Below are 15,679 nucleotides of genomic sequence, written 5' to 3' on the forward strand. Positions count from 1 at the left end.
GCAGGATTCAAGCAATCCGCGGCACCATCTCCCTGACGACGGTATGCAAAATAGTCATGAGGCGACGGGATTCGCCCGCCAGAGTCCGAACAGGTCGGGACGCTCATGCATGAACTTCGCATTTTCGGCCTCGACACCGGCATACGGCGCCTCCGCCTCCCGCACCATCGGCGACACAACGTATCCAGCGGACGCCCGGCCGTTGCCGCGGCCAGATTCAGCACCGCGGCTGGCTCGGACCACCTTGCCGAGGGCCGCCGCGCCGTCGATAGGTACCTTCATGGAAATCCTCATGCCCATGAGAATTCAGCCCGGAGTCCGCCCGTTCTTCAAATAATCCTTTGGAATATGAGGATTATCGAGCGATCGGCGCAGGGATGGATCTTCCGGGGGGCCGGTTCACGCCGGGCGATCGGCATAGGGGGCAGTTCTTATGAGCTGCGCCCCTGCCACACCACCCGGCATGCGGGTCCGCACCGGGCGGTTCGAGAAGTTGAGGTCAGGAGAGCCGAGGTAATCCGAGGCGATCAAACCAGGCTAGGTCGAGCACGCTATTGAGCAGTTTTCCACTGTTACGCCACCAGCGACGGTTGTTAGCCGCCACACGCTGGGCAACCGCGACTGAAGCACCCAGCGCGCGCAGCGCCCGGAACATGGTCTTGCCACGTTTCCACTGCTTAAGTTGGATAGCCCGCAGCCGATGCCGCATCCATTCATCCAGCGTTCGCCAGATTCCCGGAGTCTGCGCCAACCGGAAGTAACCCCTCCATCCCAGCAGATAGACCCGTAGCCGATCAACCACCTGCTGCATGCTGCGCCCACCTGAGCGGAGCGTCAGTTGCCGCACACGTTGCTTGAACGTGGCCAGCGCCTTGGTCGCCATCCGGCGCTTGATGACGCCTTTCGGTGCCACCCAGAAGCTGTAGCCCAGGAATTTACGATCAGCAAAGACGCTCGTCACCGCGCTTTTGGCCTCATTGACCTTCAGGCGCAGCTTGGCGTACAGCCGTCGCAATAGACCCATTACCCGCTCGCCCGCCCGACGACTGCCAACATAGACGTTACAGTCATCGGCGTAGCGCACGAAGCAATGCCCCCGGCACTCCAGCTCACGATCCACCTCATCGAGCAAGACGTTGGCCAGCAACGGCGAGAGCGGCCCGCCTTGCGGCGTGCCCTCATACCGTTCGATGACCACACCACCCTCCATGATGCCGCTGTTCAGATACGCACGGATCAGCCGGATGACTCCAGCTTCCGGGATACGTTTCCGTAAGCGGTCAATCAGGATGTCGTGGTTGACCCGGTCAAAGAACTTCTCCAGATCCACGTCCACCACAATACGACGACCGGACTGCACATACGACTGAGCGGCAAGTACCGCATCATGCGCACGCCGCCCCGGCCTGAAGCCGTAGCTGTGTTCGCTGAAGGTGGGGTCAAGCAAGGGTTGCAGCACTTGCAGCAGTGCCTGCTGGATCAGTCGATCCGTCACCGTCGGGATGCCCAGCTCGCGCTGGCCGCCGTCGGGCTTCGGGATCATCACCCGCCGCACCGGACTGGGCCGGTACGTTCCCGCCAGCAGCGCTTCACGGATGGCAGGCCAGGCTGCCACCAGGTGGCCGGCGGTCTGGTCAATGTCCAGGCCATCCACTCCAGCGGCGCCTTTATTGGCCCGCACCCGCTTGAATGCCGCTTGCAGGTTCTCCCTCGTCAACGCCGCCACCAGCAGCGTTGACCCTGTATCCTCATTGCCATGTCGCGGGCATCCTGTTTCCTCGCTGGCTGAATCACCTGCGGCTTCACCGCAGGCTACGCCCGCCCGCTCCACCGACGTGGACATCTGAGGCAATACAAGCTGCATCGACATGTCGAGCAATACTCCTTCTCGTTTGGTCCTTCGCCGCCTCGCTCTCAGCCTCACCGGCCCCGCTACCACGACTACTACGACCGCTGCTGAGACCTCGCTCCGGCTCGACGCCGTTACCCTTTCAGGATCAAGGCGAGGCGTCCCCAGATAAGAGCGCACTCCTTCATCGCACAACCGCCGCATCTACGCCGCTTCGCCTTGGTCACGAGAGCTTTGCGGTTTGTGGCCCGCTCGCCCTGCTCGGCAGCGCCTTCTATGCAGTTCTTGTTCATCGGCTCACGATTTACGCTTCACGCTTCCTCCCCACGCTCGGTCACCCTCGCGCAGTTGCGCTTCACTTCGCTCGTTGTGACCAACTCGCGGCGGGACTCGCACCCGCAGGAGTACGCCCATGCTGGGCGTACCACTAAAACGAAACCCCGGGACTTTCGTCCCGGGGTCGTGTCCCCGGCCGGGCTTCACGCCCGGCCCTGATCGGACCCGGACCGGCAGGTGGCGAAACCCGCCGGCGCGGCCCGTGCCGATCAGTTGGCGGCGGTGCGCGAACGCGAGCCGGTCTTGGCGGCCTTGCCGACATCGGCGGCGGCCTTCAGGGTGGCGTTGGTCGCAGCGGCGAAGTTCGATTCCGCGGCGCTGGCGGCCTGGCGAGCGGCCTTGGAAGCGGATTCGTAGGCGTTGGTCGCGGTGGCCAGCGAGGACTTCAGCAGCGCCACGGCGCCTTCGGAGCCGGTGGGGGCGTTGCGGGCGAACTGCTCGACCACTTCGGACACCTGCTTCTGGCCCTGGGCCAGTTGGGCCTCGGTCAGCTTGCTCAGGTCACCCTGGATGTCGACCAGGATTTCGTAGACGTCCTTGCCGTAGGCCACGGCCTGTTCCGGACGGACCAGGGCGGAAGTGAAAGCCAGCAGTTCCTGGGCGTCCTTCAGCTCGACGGCTTCCTGGGACTTCTGGGCGACGTCTTCCAGGGCGGCCTTGGTGGCCTTCAGGTTCAGGTCGACCAACTTTTCGAAACCGCTGAAGAACGTGCCCTGGACGGCCAGCAGATTGTCGATGACGGCCTTCTGGGAGGCCAGCAGGGATTGTTGATTTGCGCTCATGATTACTCCTTGTCAAGTGTAGAAGGTTTCCTCAGAGGCACAATGCCCGGCACCTTCTCGATCGCAACAGTTTTGCTGCAACGCACAAGTCAAATTTTAAAGGAAAGAATGATGGTGTCAACTGATTTTGTTGCATCGCAACAAAAAAATCGAACTGTGGCGTGAAAGCTGCGGATGCGGAACCCGCCGGCCCGGGCGCCCTCTTCCCGCGCGGCGGCGGGGCCGGCGCTCAGTGTTGCGCCTCGTAGCCCAGGGCCTCGGATATGCGGGCGCTGGTGCTCATCAGCAGCGGAATCCAGTCATCCCGCATGCGCTCGGCGGGCGCCGAAAGGGACAGCCCGGCCAGCAGCGCTCCGGTGTCGTCGTGGACACCGGCCGCGATGCAGCGCACGCCGAGTTCGAGTTCCTCGTTGTCGCGCGAATAGCCGTGCCGACGCACCAGCGCGAGTTCGCGCTCCAGTTGGTCAACCTGAGTGATGCTGTTGCGCGTGGTCCCGGCCAGCCCCGTGCGCATGGCGTAGCTGCGCACGCTGCGGGCGTCCCACATGGACAGGAACAGCTTACCGGTGGAGGTCAGATGCAGGGGCGCCCGGCCACCGATGGCGCGCACCACCTGCATGCCGGACCGTTCGCTCCAGGCGCGCTCGATATAGACGATCTCGTCACCCTGGACGAGCGAAAGATTGACAGTCTGGCCGGTCTGGCGATGCAGTTCGCGCATCGGGCCGATGGCCGCCGCGCGCACGTCCAGCCGCCCCTTGACCAGCGAGCCGAGTTCCAGAAGGCGCATGCCCAGACGATAAAGGCCGCTGTCCACCCGCTCGACGTAGCGGCCCACGGCCAGGTCGGCCAGGATGCGGTGCGCCGTGGAGGCGTGCAGCCCCGTGGCCGCCGACAGTTCCTTCAGCGTGATCGGGTCGCGCTGTCCGGCCAGGACGTCCAGGATGCGCATGGCGCGGTCCAGAACCTGGATCGTCACAGCGCCATGATCGCCGGCCGCCGCGGCGAGGGCCGGAGCGCCCTGCGGTGAGGACGAAGCGGAAGTGTGGGAAAGACGTGCCATGGATTCGCTTTGTTGCATTGCGCCATTTTTCCATACTATGAAAAAACGTACCGCATGGCAAGCATTTTATGGTTGCCCCGTGGACGGCCGCCCGGTGCCGTCCACGGGGCCGGGCGGGCGACCGGACGTCCGCCGGCCGACGGGCGGCGCGGTATCAGGCCGGGGGATCGAGCCTGCCCCCCAGCGACAGGACCTCGACTCGCAGCCAGGCCAGGGCCTCGGCGGCGGCTTCGGGAGCGCCCTTGACCCCCAGTTCGATATGCGGCGAACCGCCCGAGTCGCCGACATTGGGCAGGCTGAAGGCGCGGATGCCCGCCCAGCGGCGTTCCAGCGATTCAAGCGCCGGAGTGACGCGCGATTCCGGCAGGCCGAACACCAGAAAGGAATGCTCGACCCGGGATTCGCAATGGTGCCAGCGGGCGTAGCGCGTATCCAGCGTCCAGGCCATCATGGCGTGCGCCATCACCGGAAAACCGGGCATGAAGCTGTGATCGCGGATGAAAAAGCCGGGGATCTTGTTGTAGCTGTTCGGGATGATCTCCGCGCCGGCGGGGAACACGCCCATCTGCAGCCGCTGCTGGTTTTCGGGGGTGGACATGTCGGCGCTGCCCTGGCCCTTGGCGGCCATGTCGGCGCAGCGCTCGCCGATCAGGCGGGCGGCTTCGGGATGCAGAGCCAGCGGCACTCCCAGGGCGCGCGCGGCGGCCTGGCGAGTGCGATCATCGGGCGTGGCGCCGATGCCGCCGCAGCAGAACACGAGGTCGGGCGTGGCGAAGCTGCGGCGCAGGCACTCGGCGATCTCGTCCTCGTCGTCGGAAATGAACTCAGCGGCGTGCAGCCGCAGCCCGCGTTCCTGCAGCAATTCGATCAACCGGGCGAAATGCTTGTCCTGGCGGCGTCCGGACAGGATCTCGTCGCCGATGGCGATCAGGCGGACGCGCGGCGGCGCCTGGGGAATCGGACAGGCGTCCGCATCGCAGGCGGACTGCGCGGCGGACGAGCCGGCATCATGGAGGGCGGCGGATTTCTGCATCGAGGTTCCTGGTCAGAGGTCTATGACGGTTTCGGCCCGCAGGCGGCGGATGGCTTCCAGGCAGAAATGGGCGTACACCAGCGCCGAGAACACCGGCATCACCAGCCAGAACAGCGGGATCAGGTTGACGACGGCCAGGCAGGCCGCGATCAGCCAGAGCTGGCGATTGTGGCGCCGCCACAGCAGCCGGCGCTCGGACGGGCTGGCGTGTTCGATCATGGCGTCCACACGCAGCATGCGGTTCAGCGCGAAGGCCCACCAGAACACGGGCAGTACCAGCGCCATGGGAGGGACCAGCCATAGAGGCATGGTGAACAGCCATCCCAGGCAGAACAGCGTCCCGACCCAGACCGCGTTCCAGACGCCCAGCGCCGTGGCGTTGCGGCCCTGGCGGCCCAGGCCCTGATAATCGCGGCGTTCCAGGTGATGCAGGACAATGGGCATGACGAACACGGCGGCGATCGCCAGCCCCAGAATGCCCGCCATGGGCAGGAGCAGTCCCGCCGCCATCAGCGGCACCAGCCACAGTTTCAGCGAGAACAGGCCAACGGCGACGAGCCAGCCGTCGATGGTGTTGAACAGTCCCCAGGACGAGGCTTCCTGGTCCAGCCAGCCGGTCAGCGGCTGCCAGAAGAACCACAGCAGCAGCACCGCCCCCAGGAAGGCAATCATGAAAGGCAGGAACAGGGCCGCGATCATGCGCGGGTGCAACTGGCTGGCGGCGGCGCGGCGGAAAGCCTGTCCGACCAGCGCCAGGCCGCGGGCGGAACGGGGATCGCGCAGGGCGAGGTCTTGGTGCGTCATACGGCAGAATGATCCTTGGAATGATCCGGACGAGTCCCGCGAGACCAGCCCCGGAGAACCCGCACAACATACAATCATCTTATTCAAAGAACGGGATTCTTGTCTGCATGAAATTGTTCGATCCGCACGCCGACCCGCGGGCCCTGCGCGCTCGGCTGACCGCCGACGCCGGCCGCCGCGTGGCCTGCTACTGTGCCGCCTGGTGCCGCACCTGCGACGCCTGGCGCCCCTTGCTGGAAGCCCTGGCCGACGAATACTCCGACTGGACCTTCCTGTGGGTGGACGTCGAGGACAGCCCCGACTGGCTGGGAGACGAAGACATCGAGAACTTCCCCACGATCCTGGTGCAGGACCGGGGCGGCACGCGCTATTGGGGTGCGGTGCAGCCGCGCATCGAACACCTGCGGCGGCTGATCGACGGCGCGGCGGACCTGCCGGTACTGCCGGCCGGCCCCGGTAGCCTGGACGCGCTGGCTCGGGATTAGGGGCCTGTTCAGGTGGGCTTGCCGCCGCCCAGCAGGACACCGACGGACCGGCGCGCCGGCACCACGGAAGGACGCGGCTCGGCGTCGGCGCGCGGCGCGGCGGCGGGTTCGTAAGGCCGGGAGAAGAAATCGTCCAGCGGCGCTTCGGGCGCCCCGCGCCAGCTCGACGCCCCATGATGGCCCCCGGCCGGACGGCGGCGGGCGACGAGGCGCGGCAACTCGAGTTCGCCGCGCGGGATCTTGACCTTGATGAGCTTTTCGATGTCCTGCAGATAACGCTCTTCCTCGGGCGCGAACAGCGCGATGGCCTCGCCCGAGGCGCCCGCCCGGCCAGTGCGGCCGATGCGGTGAACGTAGTCTTCCGCGTTGCGCGGCAGATCGTAGTTGATCACGCAGGGCACGCCGGCCACGTCCAGGCCGCGCGCGGCCACGTCGGTGGCGACCAGGACTTCCAGCGTGCCGGCCTTGAAGGCGTCCAGCGCCTTCATGCGCTCGATCTGGGTCTTGTTGCCGTGGATGGATTCGGCGCGCACGCCGTCCTGCTCAAGCTGGCGAGCCAGGCGGCTGCAGCCGATCTTGGTGTTGGAGAACACGATGACCTGGCTGAGCTGGCGGGATTTCACCAGATGCACCACGGCCCGGCGCTTGGCTTCGCCTTCCAGGGGATAGGCGATCTGGGTGACGGTGTCGGCCGTGGCGTTGGGACGCGCGACCTCGACTTCGACCGGCGTGCGCAGGAAGGTGCGGCCGAGCTTGCGGATTTCCGGGCTGAAAGTGGCGGAGAACAGCAGACCCTGGCGACCCGGTGGCAGCAGCCGCATGATGCGGTCCAGGTCCGGCAGGAAGCCCATGTCCAGCATGCGGTCGGCCTCGTCCAGCACCAGGATGCCGACCTGGCCGAGGTTGACGTTGCGCTGTTCGACGTGGTCGAGCAGGCGGCCCGGCGTGGCGATCAGGATTTCGCAGCCCTGGCGCAGCAGGTCGCGCTGCGGACGGATGTCGACCCCGCCGAACACCACCGCCGTGCGCAAAGGCACGAACTGGCTGTACTGGGCGACATTGGCGTGCACCTGGTCGGCGAGTTCGCGCGTGGGTGTCAGGATCAGGGCGCGCACCGGATGGCGGGCGGGCGAGGCGCTGCTGTTGGCAAAGGGCATCAGCCGGTGCAGGATCGGCAGGGAAAAGGCGGCGGTCTTGCCCGTGCCCGTCTGGGCGGCGCCCATGACGTCCCGCCCGGACATGGCGATGGGGATGGCCTTGGCCTGGATCGGGGTGGCGGACACGTAGCCGGTGGCCTCGATGGCCTGCATGATGCCTGGGTGCAGGCCGAACCGGGCGAACGGAACGGGCGCCTCGGGGGCGGCGGAGTCTTGGGAAGTGGAGTCGGTCATTCGTCGGATAGGGTGCGCAGGCACCCGGAAATCCGGCCCCACGCGTTCATGAACTCCCCATTTTAGCGTGCATCGCCGCGGGCCGGGCAATTGGTACAATGTATCCCTGACAAATTCCGGGAGACGGCGATGTCCATGTCTGATCGAGATGGGGTGATCTGGTACGACGGCAAGCTGGTGCCGTGGCGCGACGCGACCACGCACGTGCTGACGCATTCGCTGCACTACGGCCTGTCCGTCTTCGAAGGCGTCCGCGCCTACCGCACCGACCACGGCACGGCAATCTTCCGCCTGGAAGACCACACCAAGCGCCTGTTCAACTCGGCGCACATCTACCAGATGAAGATCCCCTTCTCGCGCGAGGCGATCTCCGAGGCCCAGATCGAGGTCGTGCGCCGCAACGAACTGGAATCCTGCTACATCCGGCCGCTGGTGTTCTACGGCTCCGAAAAGATGGGCGTCTCGCCCAAGGGCGCCTCGGTGCACGTCGCCATCGCCGCCTGGGCCTGGGGCGCCTACCTGGGCGAAGAAGCCCTGAAACAGGGCATCCGCGTCAAGATCTCGTCCTTCGCGCGGCAGCACGTCAACGTCACCATGCCGCGCGCGAAGATCGCCAGCACCTACGCCAATTCCATCCTCGCCAACGCCGAGGCCCTGGATCACGGCTACGACGAGGCCATCCTGCTGGACACCCAGGGCTTCGTGGCCGAAGGCTCCGGCGAGAACCTGTTCATCGTGCGCGACGGCGTGGTCTACGAGCCGGACATCGCCTGCGCCCTGACCGGCATCACCCGGGCCTCCATCCACCAGATCGCCGCCGACCTGGGGCTGCGAGTGGAATCGCGCCGGCTGACCCGCGACGACCTGTACATCGCCGACGAGGCCTTCTTCACGGGCACGGCGGCCGAAGTCACTCCGATCCGCGAGATCGACGGCCGCCAGATCGGCGCCGGCGAACGCGGCCCGATCACCGCACAGATCCAGAAGGCCTTCTTCGACGCGGTGTCCGGCAAGACGCCGAAATATCACCACTGGCTCTCCAAAGTCTGATCCGCAATCCGCCTCCCAAACCCGGGCGGTCCGCCCGTCCGGCCCTTTTCAGGAAACACCATGAGCAGCGTGCCCGAAACCGCCCGCAACCAGGACATCGTCGAAGTCGGCGCCGAAGACCTGCCGGTCTATTGCCCCGGCCCCAAGGCGCCCCTATGGAGCCAGCACCCGCGCATCTACATCGAGGTCGTCAAGAGCCATGTGGCCCGCTGCCAGTACTGCGGCACCCGCTACGCCCTGCGCGAGGGCGAGAAGGTGCACGGCCACTAGACCCTCATCCCGCCGCGCCCATGTTCCCCACGCCCGAAGAAGCGGAATACGCCTTCTACGAAGCCATGCGCCAGGGCGACGCCGCCCTGATGATGCGCGTCTGGAGCGACGACGAGGACGTGGCCTGCATTCATCCGGGCGGCCTGCGGACCCTCGGCCCACGGGCCGTCCGCGAAGGCTGGGAACATATCTTCGCCAATGGCCCGATCACCGCCTTCCCGGCCCAGGTCAGGGCCATGACGGGAGTGATGAGCGCCGTCCACGTGCTGATCGAGCAGATCATGGTGAACACCCCGCGCGGCAAGGACACGCTGAGCTTCTACACCACCAACATCTACCAGAAAGGCCCGGAGGGATGGCGGATGATCGTGCACCATGCTTCAGCCGCGCCCCGCGAGGCCAAGCTGTTCGACCGTCCCGATCCCTCCCGCACCCTTCACTGACCCACCTCCCATGAGCATGCCGGGCCGCCCCAAACGCGAATACCGGAGTGCGCAGCACGACGGTGGATTCCTATGACCGCGCGCATCGACACCAGCCTGTGCCCCGCGCCGGTCTGGCTGCCGGGCGGCCACGCCCAGACCCTCTACGGGGCCTTCTGCGCCCAGCACCCCGCTCTGCATTTCGTGCGCGAGCGGGTCGACACGCCGGACAGCGACTTCATCGACCTGGACTGGTGCGCCCCCCGCCTGAACCCCAACCAGCATCCCGACGGCCAGGCCTCGCCGCATGTATCGGGACTGGTGGGCACGGCGGCGCGGCGCTGGGTCGAGGACGCCGACTGGGCCGGGCTGGCGGGCGACGGCCCCGCCCTGATCCTGTTCCACGGCCTCGAGGGCAGCAGTCTGAGTCCCTACATGCAGGCGATCGCCCACGACTTCCGCGCCGCCGGCTGGGTGGTGGCGGCGGCGCACTTTCGCGGCTGCTCCGGCGTGCCCAACCGCATGGCGCGGGCCTACTACAGCGGCGACTCGGCCGAGATCGACTTCGTCATCGGTCACGTCCGCGCGCGCCTGCCCGGCGCCGCGCTGCACGCCGCCGGGATCTCGCTGGGCGGCAACGCCCTGCTGAAGCTGCTCGGCGAATCGGGCGACGCGCCCCATGGACTGAAGGCCGCAGCCGCGGTGTCCGTCCCGATGGATCTGGCCGCCTGCGGCCGGCGCCTGTCGGACACCACCTGGGGGCGGCAGATGTATTCCCGATATTTCCTGCGCAGCATCCGCCGCAAGATCTTCGACAAGGCCCGCGAATTCCCCGGCTCGGTGGACGTGTCGCGCACCCAGAGCATGCGCAGCCTGCGCGAATTCGACGATCTGTACACCGCGCCCATGCACGGCTACCTCAACGCGCTGGACTACTGGACCCGCGCGGCCAGCCTGCCGCTGCTGCCAGCGATCCGCACGCCCACGCTCGTGCTGAACGCCCGCAACGATCCCTTCGTGCCCGAAGCCTCGCTGCCGGGGTCCCGGGACGCATCCGGCGATGTGCTGCTGCACCAGCCGGCCCTGGGCGGGCACGCGGGGTTCGTCACCGGTATGTTCCCGGGCCATTTGCGCTGGCTGCCGGCGCGGCTGCTGCGTTTTTTCAGGACCGGCGCCTGACCCGGACGGCCATGCCGCGACCCCGACGCGCCTCGAAGGAGACGCTCCGGCCCGCCAGGGCCTACTTCTTGAACGGCTCCAGCAACGCGCGCTGGTTGTCCAGGCGTTCGCGCAGGGCGCGGATGCGCATGTCCAGCCGCGACTGGGCGTAGAAATCCTTCGACAGGGTCCGCGCCTGCTGAAGGTGCTCGACCGCCGTGGGCAAAGCGCCGGTCTGCTCGAAATAACTCGCCATGGCCTCATGGGCCTCGACCTCGCGCCCCAGGCGCTGCAGGCTGGTCGCCAGCAGCCTCTGGAATTCCGGTATGTCGGGCCACTGCCTGGTGGCGGTCTGCAGGAAATCGGCGGCGGCCGCATCCTGGCCAGCCTTCTGCAAGGCGCGTGCGCGCTCGTCCGCCACCCCCTGGCTATGAGGCCAGCGCTTCCAGGCGGCCGCCGAAACATCCACGGCCGCCGCCGGCCCCTGGACGCCGGCCAGCTGGATCGCCAGCATGTCCAGCTGCGGCGCCGCCGCCTGCGCAGACTGCGCCTGGGCCAGTTGCGCGCGCGCGCCGGCCAGGTCGCCTTCCGCCTTGTCCAGCGAGGCCAGACCATACAGGGCGGCCGCCTGGCGCACGCCCCGGAGATCGCGCGCCTCACCGCGCAATGTCTGCCGCAGGCGCTGGCGGTCGGCATGGTCGCGCGCCTGGATCAGGGCCAGGCGCGCGCGCACGAACCAGAATTCGGAGTCGGGCGTGGCGGCGACGGCCGGCTGGCCCTCGATGCGGTTCTCGATGTCCGACAGGCGCTGGATGGACAGCGGGTGGGTCGAGGCGTAGCCGCCGCCCGTTCCTTCGTTCAGGCGCGAGGCATTCATCAGGCGGCGGAACATGGCCAGCATGCCCCCGGGATCGAAGCCGGCCTGGCGCATCATCTGCAGCCCCGCCCGGTCGGCCTCCTGTTCGGCGCCCCGGGAGAAGCCAAGCTGCCGGTCGATGGCCGCGGCCTGGCCGAAGGTGGCGACTCCCATGGCGAGGTCGCCCTGGCCGGCCAGGGCCGCCAGAAGGGCGCCGATCAGGCTGGCCACCATGATGCCCGTGCCCTGGGACTGCTGCGCGATGCCCCGGGCGATGTGGCGCTGCATGACGTGGCCGATTTCGTGCGCCAGCACGCCGGCCAGCTCGGATTCGCTCTGCGCACCGACCACCAGGCCACTGTGGACGCCGATGTAGCCGCCCGGCAGGGCGAAGGCATTGATCGAGGGATCGCGCACGGCGAACACGGTGATGTCCTGGGCCAGGGCCTGCGGCGCATGGGCGGCCAGTCGCCGGCCGAGCGCGGTCAGGTACTGGTTGACGTCCAGATCGCCGATATAGGTGGGATCCTGGCGGCCCTGTTCCATGATGGCCTGGCCCAGGGTGCGTTCCAGCACGGGAGACAGTTCCGCCGACGAGACCGCCCCCATCGAGGGCAACCCCATGGGCTGTCCCCAGGCGGGCGGCACGCTGGCCGCCAGGGCGCCGGCCAGACTCAGGCCCGCGCCCGCGCGCCGCATCCAGATCTTCATGGCCAATCCTTTATCCACGACCAGCGCCGCATCAAGCCGCGCGCACGGGCCGGCTGACCGGGCGCCGCCGGGGCTGCGGCAGGCGATTGCGGGCCGACAGCCGCATCAGGGCGCCCAGCGCCACCAGCAGCCCGAAGGTCTCGATCAGGCCCGCCGGCACCCACATGATCAACCCGCCGATCACCTGGTCATCCAGCGCGCTGAAACCGGGCAGCGCGCGGCCGCACAGGTCGAACACCGGATAGAGGTCGTGCTCGGAAAAGACGATGACGGCCCCGGCGACCATCTGTGGCGCCATGGTGAAAACGGGCGAGAAGATCCGCCCTCCGGGCGACATCGCGGCCGGCGGATGGGGCCGCCGGTCCAGGATCAGGTTCCAGTACATCAGGCCGGTGATCACCACCGCCCAGTTCATGAGCCTGTACAGCCGCCAGTCGAGCATGGAATAGAACTGCACGGTGGGTTCCAGCCAGACCAGCACCATCAGCAGGAACAGCAGCGGCACCAGAAAACGGTGCGTCGCCAGGGCCTCCAGGACGCGCACGGGGCCGGCGCGGCGGGCCGCCGCCAGTCTCGCCCGCCAGGCCAGAGGCAGGCCGGCCCGCATGACCTGCCCGGGATAGGCGCCCATGATCAGCAACGGCCCCAGATGGTGCAAGACCAGGTGCTGCAGGCGATGGATGAAGAACATGCGCTCGGCGTAGTAGTCCAGCTGGGTGTGCATGGACAAGTACAGCATGACCCACCCGATCCAGAACAAGGACTGGCGCACGACCCCGACGCGATGGACGCGGCGGCCGCGCAGGAACATCCACGCCGAAGCCACGAAAACCAGCACCAGGGCGGGAGAGAATTCCCAAGGCCGCAACCAGTCGAGCACATCCATGACGGGCCGATTCATCCATGACAAGACTAATCGGGCTAGTTTAAAGCATTCCTCGAAGCATTCTAAAATGGGTCTTTTCGCCATTCGAGCACCCATGGCCCCTCCGACCTACGACATTGCCATCCTGGGATCCGGCCCGGTCGGCTGCGCACTGGCCCTGAGCTTGGCGGACGCGGCCCCGGACCCCGCGCGCATCGCCCTGATGGGCCCGGAGCCCGCGCCGCGCCCGGCCGGACAGGCCATCGACCCGCGCGCTCTGGCCCTGAACCATGGCAGCCGCCGCTTCCTGGAAATCCTGGGCGCCTGGCCGGAACGCGGCGCCGACATCCTGACTGTGCACGTATCCCAGGCCGGCCACCTGGGCCGTACGCTGATCGACCAGGCCGAGCTGGGGGTTCCCCGGCTGGGCTGCGTGGTCGCTTATGACGACCTGCTCGACACGCTGTACGCCGCCGTGCGCCGCGCCGGCGTCGCGCTGGTGACGGAACGGCCGCCCCGGCCCCTGGCGGGCTCGCCCGTGCGGCTGCATCTGGCGGACGGACCGCGCACCGCGCGCCTGGCGCTGCTGTCCGACGGCGCCCGCCCCCGGGGCCTGCACCGGGAATATGGCCAGCACGCCGTTCTGGCGACCGTGCGGGCCACAGCCCCGCTGCCGGGCCGCGCCTTCGAGCGCTTCACCCGCACCGGCCCGCTGGCCCTGCTGCCGCATCCGGCCGGCGACGCACTCTACAGCCTGGTCTGGTGCGTCCCGCCGGAACGCGCCCGGTCCCTGATCGGCCTGCCGGATACTGAATTCGACGCAGCGCTGCAGGCGGCCTTCGGCCAACGCCTAGGCCGTCTGCGACGGGAGGGCGAAGCCCACGCCTTTCCTCTGTCGCTGCACGCCGGCCCCAGCCTGCCGGGCCAGGGCCTGGTGGCGGTGGGCAACGCCGCCCAGACCCTGCATCCAGTCGCGGGGCAGGGCCTGAATCTGGGCCTGCGCGACGCGGCCCAGCTGGCCCAGACGCTGCGGCCCTGGCTGGCGGCGCCGGACGCCCCGGCCCGGCCCCTGCTGGAACATCATGCCCGGCGGCGCCGCATGGACCGCGCCCTGACCCTGGGCGTCACCGACGCCCTGCCGCGCCTGTTCGCCACGGCCAACCCGCTGGCGCGCCACGCCTGCGGCCTGGGGCTGGCCGCCCTGGACTTGCTGCCGGCGCTGCGCAAGCCTCTGGCCCGCCACCTGCTGCAGGGCCAGCGGCTGTAGGCCTGCCCGTCCCAAGGACAGCCTACAATGCCCGCCATGCGCATCGGATCCTGGACCCTGCCCCATCCCGTCTGCGTGGCCCCCATGGCGGGGGTCACCGACCGCCCCTACCGGCGCCTGTGCAAGGCCCTGGGAGCAGCCTACGCGGTCTCGGAAATGGCGGCCTGCAACCCGCGCCTGTGGGACAGCGTCAAGACCGCGCGCCGCCTGAACCACGACGGCGAGCCCGACCCCGTGGCGGTGCAAATCGCCGGGGCCGATCCCGACATGCTGGCCGAGGCGGCCGTGTTCAACATCCGCAAGGGCGCGCGCATCATCGACATCAACATGGGCTGCCCCGCGAAGAAAGTCTGCAACGTCGCCTCGGGCTCGGCGCTGCTGCGCGACGAAGCCCTGGTCGCCCGCATCCTGGACCGCGTGGTGTCCGCCTGCGCCCCGCTGGGCGTGCCGGTCACCCTGAAGACCCGCACCGGCTGGGACCGCGGCAGCCGCAACGCCGTGCGCATCGCCCGCCTGGCGGAGGACTGCGGCATCGCCGCCCTGACGCTGCACGGCCGCACCCGCTGCGACCTGTACGACGGGCAGGCCGAATACGACACCCTGCGCGAAGTCCGCCGGGAAATCCGCATCCCGCTGATCGCCAACGGCGACATCGACTCGCCGGAAAAAGCCCGCCGCGTCCTGGATTACACTGGAGCCGACGCCATCATGGTCGGCCGCGCCGCCCAGGGACGGCCCTGGATCTTCCGCGAGATCGCCCACTACCTGGCGCACGGCACCCACCTGCCGCCGCCCACCTACGGCGAGTTGCGCGAACATCTGCTGGGCCACCTGGACGACCACTACACCTTCTACGGCGAGCGCACCGGCGTGCGCAGCGCCCGCAAGCACATCGGCTGGTACCTGGCCGATCTGCCGGGCGCGGACACGCTGCTGCCGCGCATCATGGCGCTGGACAGCACGGCGCTGCAGTCCGACGCCCTGCGGCGATGGTTCGACGAGCGGTCCGCCGACACTGTCCTGGAACCCGCGCCTTCCTTTCACTGATTCTCCGATCGATCCGACATGAGCACCACCACCCCCCTGGAACACGCCGTCCGCGAACAGCTCGAACGCTATTTCGAGGACCTGGGCGACTCGACTCCGCACGACATGCTGTCCATGGTCGGCCTGTGCGTCGAGCGCACCGTCCTGGAAGTCGCGCTGGAACGCACCGGGGGCAACCAGACGCGCGCGGCCGACATGCTCGGCATCACGCGCGGCACCCTGCGTAAAAAACTGCAGACGCACCAGATCCAGGCCTGAAGGCCTGAGGCTCCCGTTTTCTTTTCCTTCCC

Annotated in this window: 17 protein-coding genes; 8 read left to right on the forward strand and 9 right to left on the reverse strand. The window is 68.1% G+C overall.

Features of this window, described 5'->3' with window-relative positions:
* Nucleotides 1–54 precede the first annotated feature (54 nt).
* The 6 genes from ACTPOE_RS17085 to ACTPOE_RS17110 all read right to left on the reverse strand — a co-directional run bounded on the left by ACTPOE_RS17085 (nucleotide 55) and on the right by ACTPOE_RS17110 (nucleotide 5,867).
* Complete coding sequence (locus tag ACTPOE_RS17085) at nucleotides 55–282, reverse strand: hypothetical protein (RefSeq protein WP_458873410.1); 228 nt, start codon at nucleotides 280–282, stop codon at nucleotides 55–57.
* A gap of 217 nt (nucleotides 283–499) precedes the next feature.
* Nucleotides 500–1,870 carry a group II intron reverse transcriptase/maturase gene (gene ltrA, locus ACTPOE_RS17090; protein ID WP_458871249.1) on the reverse strand — a complete coding sequence of 457 codons (1,371 nt, stop codon included), beginning with the start codon at nucleotides 1,868–1,870 and terminating at the stop codon, nucleotides 500–502.
* A 524-nt stretch (nucleotides 1,871–2,394) separates the two neighbouring features.
* Nucleotides 2,395–2,967: a TIGR01841 family phasin gene (gene phaP, locus ACTPOE_RS17095; protein WP_458873411.1), complete on the reverse strand. Its 573-nt coding sequence runs from the start codon at nucleotides 2,965–2,967 to the stop codon at nucleotides 2,395–2,397.
* Between the two features lie 229 nt (nucleotides 2,968–3,196).
* Entirely contained in the window at nucleotides 3,197–3,919 is a 723-nt protein-coding gene (locus ACTPOE_RS17100; protein ID WP_458873524.1) for an IclR family transcriptional regulator, read from the reverse strand.
* 265 nt (nucleotides 3,920–4,184) lie between these two features.
* Nucleotides 4,185–5,063: a competence/damage-inducible protein A gene (locus ACTPOE_RS17105; RefSeq protein ID WP_458873412.1), complete on the reverse strand. Its 879-nt coding sequence runs from the start codon at nucleotides 5,061–5,063 to the stop codon at nucleotides 4,185–4,187.
* Between the two features lie 12 nt (nucleotides 5,064–5,075).
* Nucleotides 5,076–5,867 carry an EI24 domain-containing protein gene (locus ACTPOE_RS17110; protein ID WP_458873413.1) on the reverse strand — a complete coding sequence of 264 codons (792 nt, stop codon included), beginning with the start codon at nucleotides 5,865–5,867 and terminating at the stop codon, nucleotides 5,076–5,078.
* A 107-nt stretch (nucleotides 5,868–5,974) separates the two neighbouring features.
* Here ACTPOE_RS17110 and ACTPOE_RS17115 point away from each other — a divergent pair, with 107 nt between their 5' ends.
* The gene (locus ACTPOE_RS17115) at nucleotides 5,975–6,352 is read left to right on the forward strand and encodes a thioredoxin family protein (RefSeq protein ID WP_458873414.1); all 378 of its coding nucleotides are present in this window, start codon (nucleotides 5,975–5,977) and stop codon (nucleotides 6,350–6,352) included.
* A gap of 8 nt (nucleotides 6,353–6,360) precedes the next feature.
* Here ACTPOE_RS17115 and ACTPOE_RS17120 read toward each other — a convergent pair whose 3' ends face one another.
* Nucleotides 6,361–7,743, reverse strand: a complete 1,383-nt coding sequence (locus tag ACTPOE_RS17120; protein WP_458873415.1) for a DEAD/DEAH box helicase — start codon at nucleotides 7,741–7,743, stop codon at nucleotides 6,361–6,363.
* 129 nt (nucleotides 7,744–7,872) lie between these two features.
* Between ACTPOE_RS17120 and ACTPOE_RS17125 the strand changes: the two genes are divergently transcribed.
* The 4 genes from ACTPOE_RS17125 (at nucleotide 7,873) to ACTPOE_RS17140 (ending at nucleotide 10,664) form a co-directional block, all read left to right on the forward strand.
* Entirely contained in the window at nucleotides 7,873–8,793 is a 921-nt protein-coding gene (locus tag ACTPOE_RS17125) for a branched-chain amino acid transaminase (RefSeq protein WP_458873416.1), read from the forward strand.
* A gap of 60 nt (nucleotides 8,794–8,853) precedes the next feature.
* Nucleotides 8,854–9,063 (forward strand): zinc-finger domain-containing protein, encoded by a 210-nt coding sequence (locus ACTPOE_RS17130; protein ID WP_323025088.1) that lies wholly within the window; start codon nucleotides 8,854–8,856, stop codon nucleotides 9,061–9,063.
* Between the two features lie 20 nt (nucleotides 9,064–9,083).
* Nucleotides 9,084–9,506, forward strand: a complete 423-nt coding sequence (locus ACTPOE_RS17135) for a YybH family protein (RefSeq protein WP_458873417.1) — start codon at nucleotides 9,084–9,086, stop codon at nucleotides 9,504–9,506.
* Between the two features lie 72 nt (nucleotides 9,507–9,578).
* On the forward strand, nucleotides 9,579–10,664 hold the full coding sequence (locus ACTPOE_RS17140; protein ID WP_458873418.1) for a YheT family hydrolase: 1,086 nt from the start codon (nucleotides 9,579–9,581) through the stop codon (nucleotides 10,662–10,664).
* Between the two features lie 61 nt (nucleotides 10,665–10,725).
* Here the strand turns inward: ACTPOE_RS17140 and ACTPOE_RS17145 are convergent, their stop codons facing one another.
* Both ACTPOE_RS17145 and ACTPOE_RS17150 read right to left on the reverse strand, forming a co-directional pair.
* Entirely contained in the window at nucleotides 10,726–12,210 is a 1,485-nt protein-coding gene (locus ACTPOE_RS17145; protein WP_458873419.1) for a M48 family metalloprotease, read from the reverse strand.
* Nucleotides 12,211–12,241: 31 nt separating this feature from the next.
* Nucleotides 12,242–13,096 carry a cytochrome c oxidase assembly protein gene (locus ACTPOE_RS17150; RefSeq protein ID WP_458873420.1) on the reverse strand — a complete coding sequence of 285 codons (855 nt, stop codon included), beginning with the start codon at nucleotides 13,094–13,096 and terminating at the stop codon, nucleotides 12,242–12,244.
* 94 nt (nucleotides 13,097–13,190) lie between these two features.
* Here ACTPOE_RS17150 and ACTPOE_RS17155 point away from each other — a divergent pair, with 94 nt between their 5' ends.
* The 3 genes from ACTPOE_RS17155 to ACTPOE_RS17165 are packed head-to-tail and all read left to right on the forward strand — an operon-like array spanning nucleotide 13,191 to nucleotide 15,647.
* Entirely contained in the window at nucleotides 13,191–14,342 is a 1,152-nt protein-coding gene (locus ACTPOE_RS17155; protein ID WP_458873421.1) for an FAD-dependent monooxygenase, read from the forward strand.
* A 36-nt stretch (nucleotides 14,343–14,378) separates the two neighbouring features.
* Entirely contained in the window at nucleotides 14,379–15,389 is a 1,011-nt protein-coding gene (gene dusB / locus ACTPOE_RS17160; protein ID WP_458873525.1) for a tRNA dihydrouridine synthase DusB, read from the forward strand.
* Nucleotides 15,390–15,407: 18 nt separating this feature from the next.
* On the forward strand, nucleotides 15,408–15,647 hold the full coding sequence (locus ACTPOE_RS17165) for a helix-turn-helix domain-containing protein (protein WP_269359276.1): 240 nt from the start codon (nucleotides 15,408–15,410) through the stop codon (nucleotides 15,645–15,647).
* Nucleotides 15,648–15,679 lie beyond the last annotated feature (32 nt).

Source organism: Castellaniella sp. WN (genome assembly GCF_054457555.1).

Coding starts and splice junctions, on each gene's coding strand:
- ACTPOE_RS17085 (WP_458873410.1), bottom strand. CDS start 282: ATGAAGGTACCTATCGACGGCGCGGCGGCCCTCGGCAAGGTGGTCCGA.
- ltrA (WP_458871249.1), bottom strand. CDS start 1,870: ATGTCGATGCAGCTTGTATTGCCTCAGATGTCCACGTCGGTGGAGCGG.
- phaP (WP_458873411.1), bottom strand. CDS start 2,967: ATGAGCGCAAATCAACAATCCCTGCTGGCCTCCCAGAAGGCCGTCATC.
- ACTPOE_RS17100 (WP_458873524.1), bottom strand. CDS start 3,919: ATGCGCATCCTGGACGTCCTGGCCGGACAGCGCGACCCGATCACGCTG.
- ACTPOE_RS17105 (WP_458873412.1), bottom strand. CDS start 5,063: ATGCAGAAATCCGCCGCCCTCCATGATGCCGGCTCGTCCGCCGCGCAG.
- ACTPOE_RS17110 (WP_458873413.1), bottom strand. CDS start 5,867: ATGACGCACCAAGACCTCGCCCTGCGCGATCCCCGTTCCGCCCGCGGC.
- ACTPOE_RS17115 (WP_458873414.1), top strand. CDS start 5,975: ATGAAATTGTTCGATCCGCACGCCGACCCGCGGGCCCTGCGCGCTCGG.
- ACTPOE_RS17120 (WP_458873415.1), bottom strand. CDS start 7,743: ATGACCGACTCCACTTCCCAAGACTCCGCCGCCCCCGAGGCGCCCGTT.
- ACTPOE_RS17125 (WP_458873416.1), top strand. CDS start 7,873: ATGTCCATGTCTGATCGAGATGGGGTGATCTGGTACGACGGCAAGCTG.
- ACTPOE_RS17130 (WP_323025088.1), top strand. CDS start 8,854: ATGAGCAGCGTGCCCGAAACCGCCCGCAACCAGGACATCGTCGAAGTC.
- ACTPOE_RS17135 (WP_458873417.1), top strand. CDS start 9,084: ATGTTCCCCACGCCCGAAGAAGCGGAATACGCCTTCTACGAAGCCATG.
- ACTPOE_RS17140 (WP_458873418.1), top strand. CDS start 9,579: ATGACCGCGCGCATCGACACCAGCCTGTGCCCCGCGCCGGTCTGGCTG.
- ACTPOE_RS17145 (WP_458873419.1), bottom strand. CDS start 12,210: ATGAAGATCTGGATGCGGCGCGCGGGCGCGGGCCTGAGTCTGGCCGGC.
- ACTPOE_RS17150 (WP_458873420.1), bottom strand. CDS start 13,096: ATGGATGTGCTCGACTGGTTGCGGCCTTGGGAATTCTCTCCCGCCCTG.
- ACTPOE_RS17155 (WP_458873421.1), top strand. CDS start 13,191: ATGGCCCCTCCGACCTACGACATTGCCATCCTGGGATCCGGCCCGGTC.
- dusB (WP_458873525.1), top strand. CDS start 14,379: ATGCGCATCGGATCCTGGACCCTGCCCCATCCCGTCTGCGTGGCCCCC.
- ACTPOE_RS17165 (WP_269359276.1), top strand. CDS start 15,408: ATGAGCACCACCACCCCCCTGGAACACGCCGTCCGCGAACAGCTCGAA.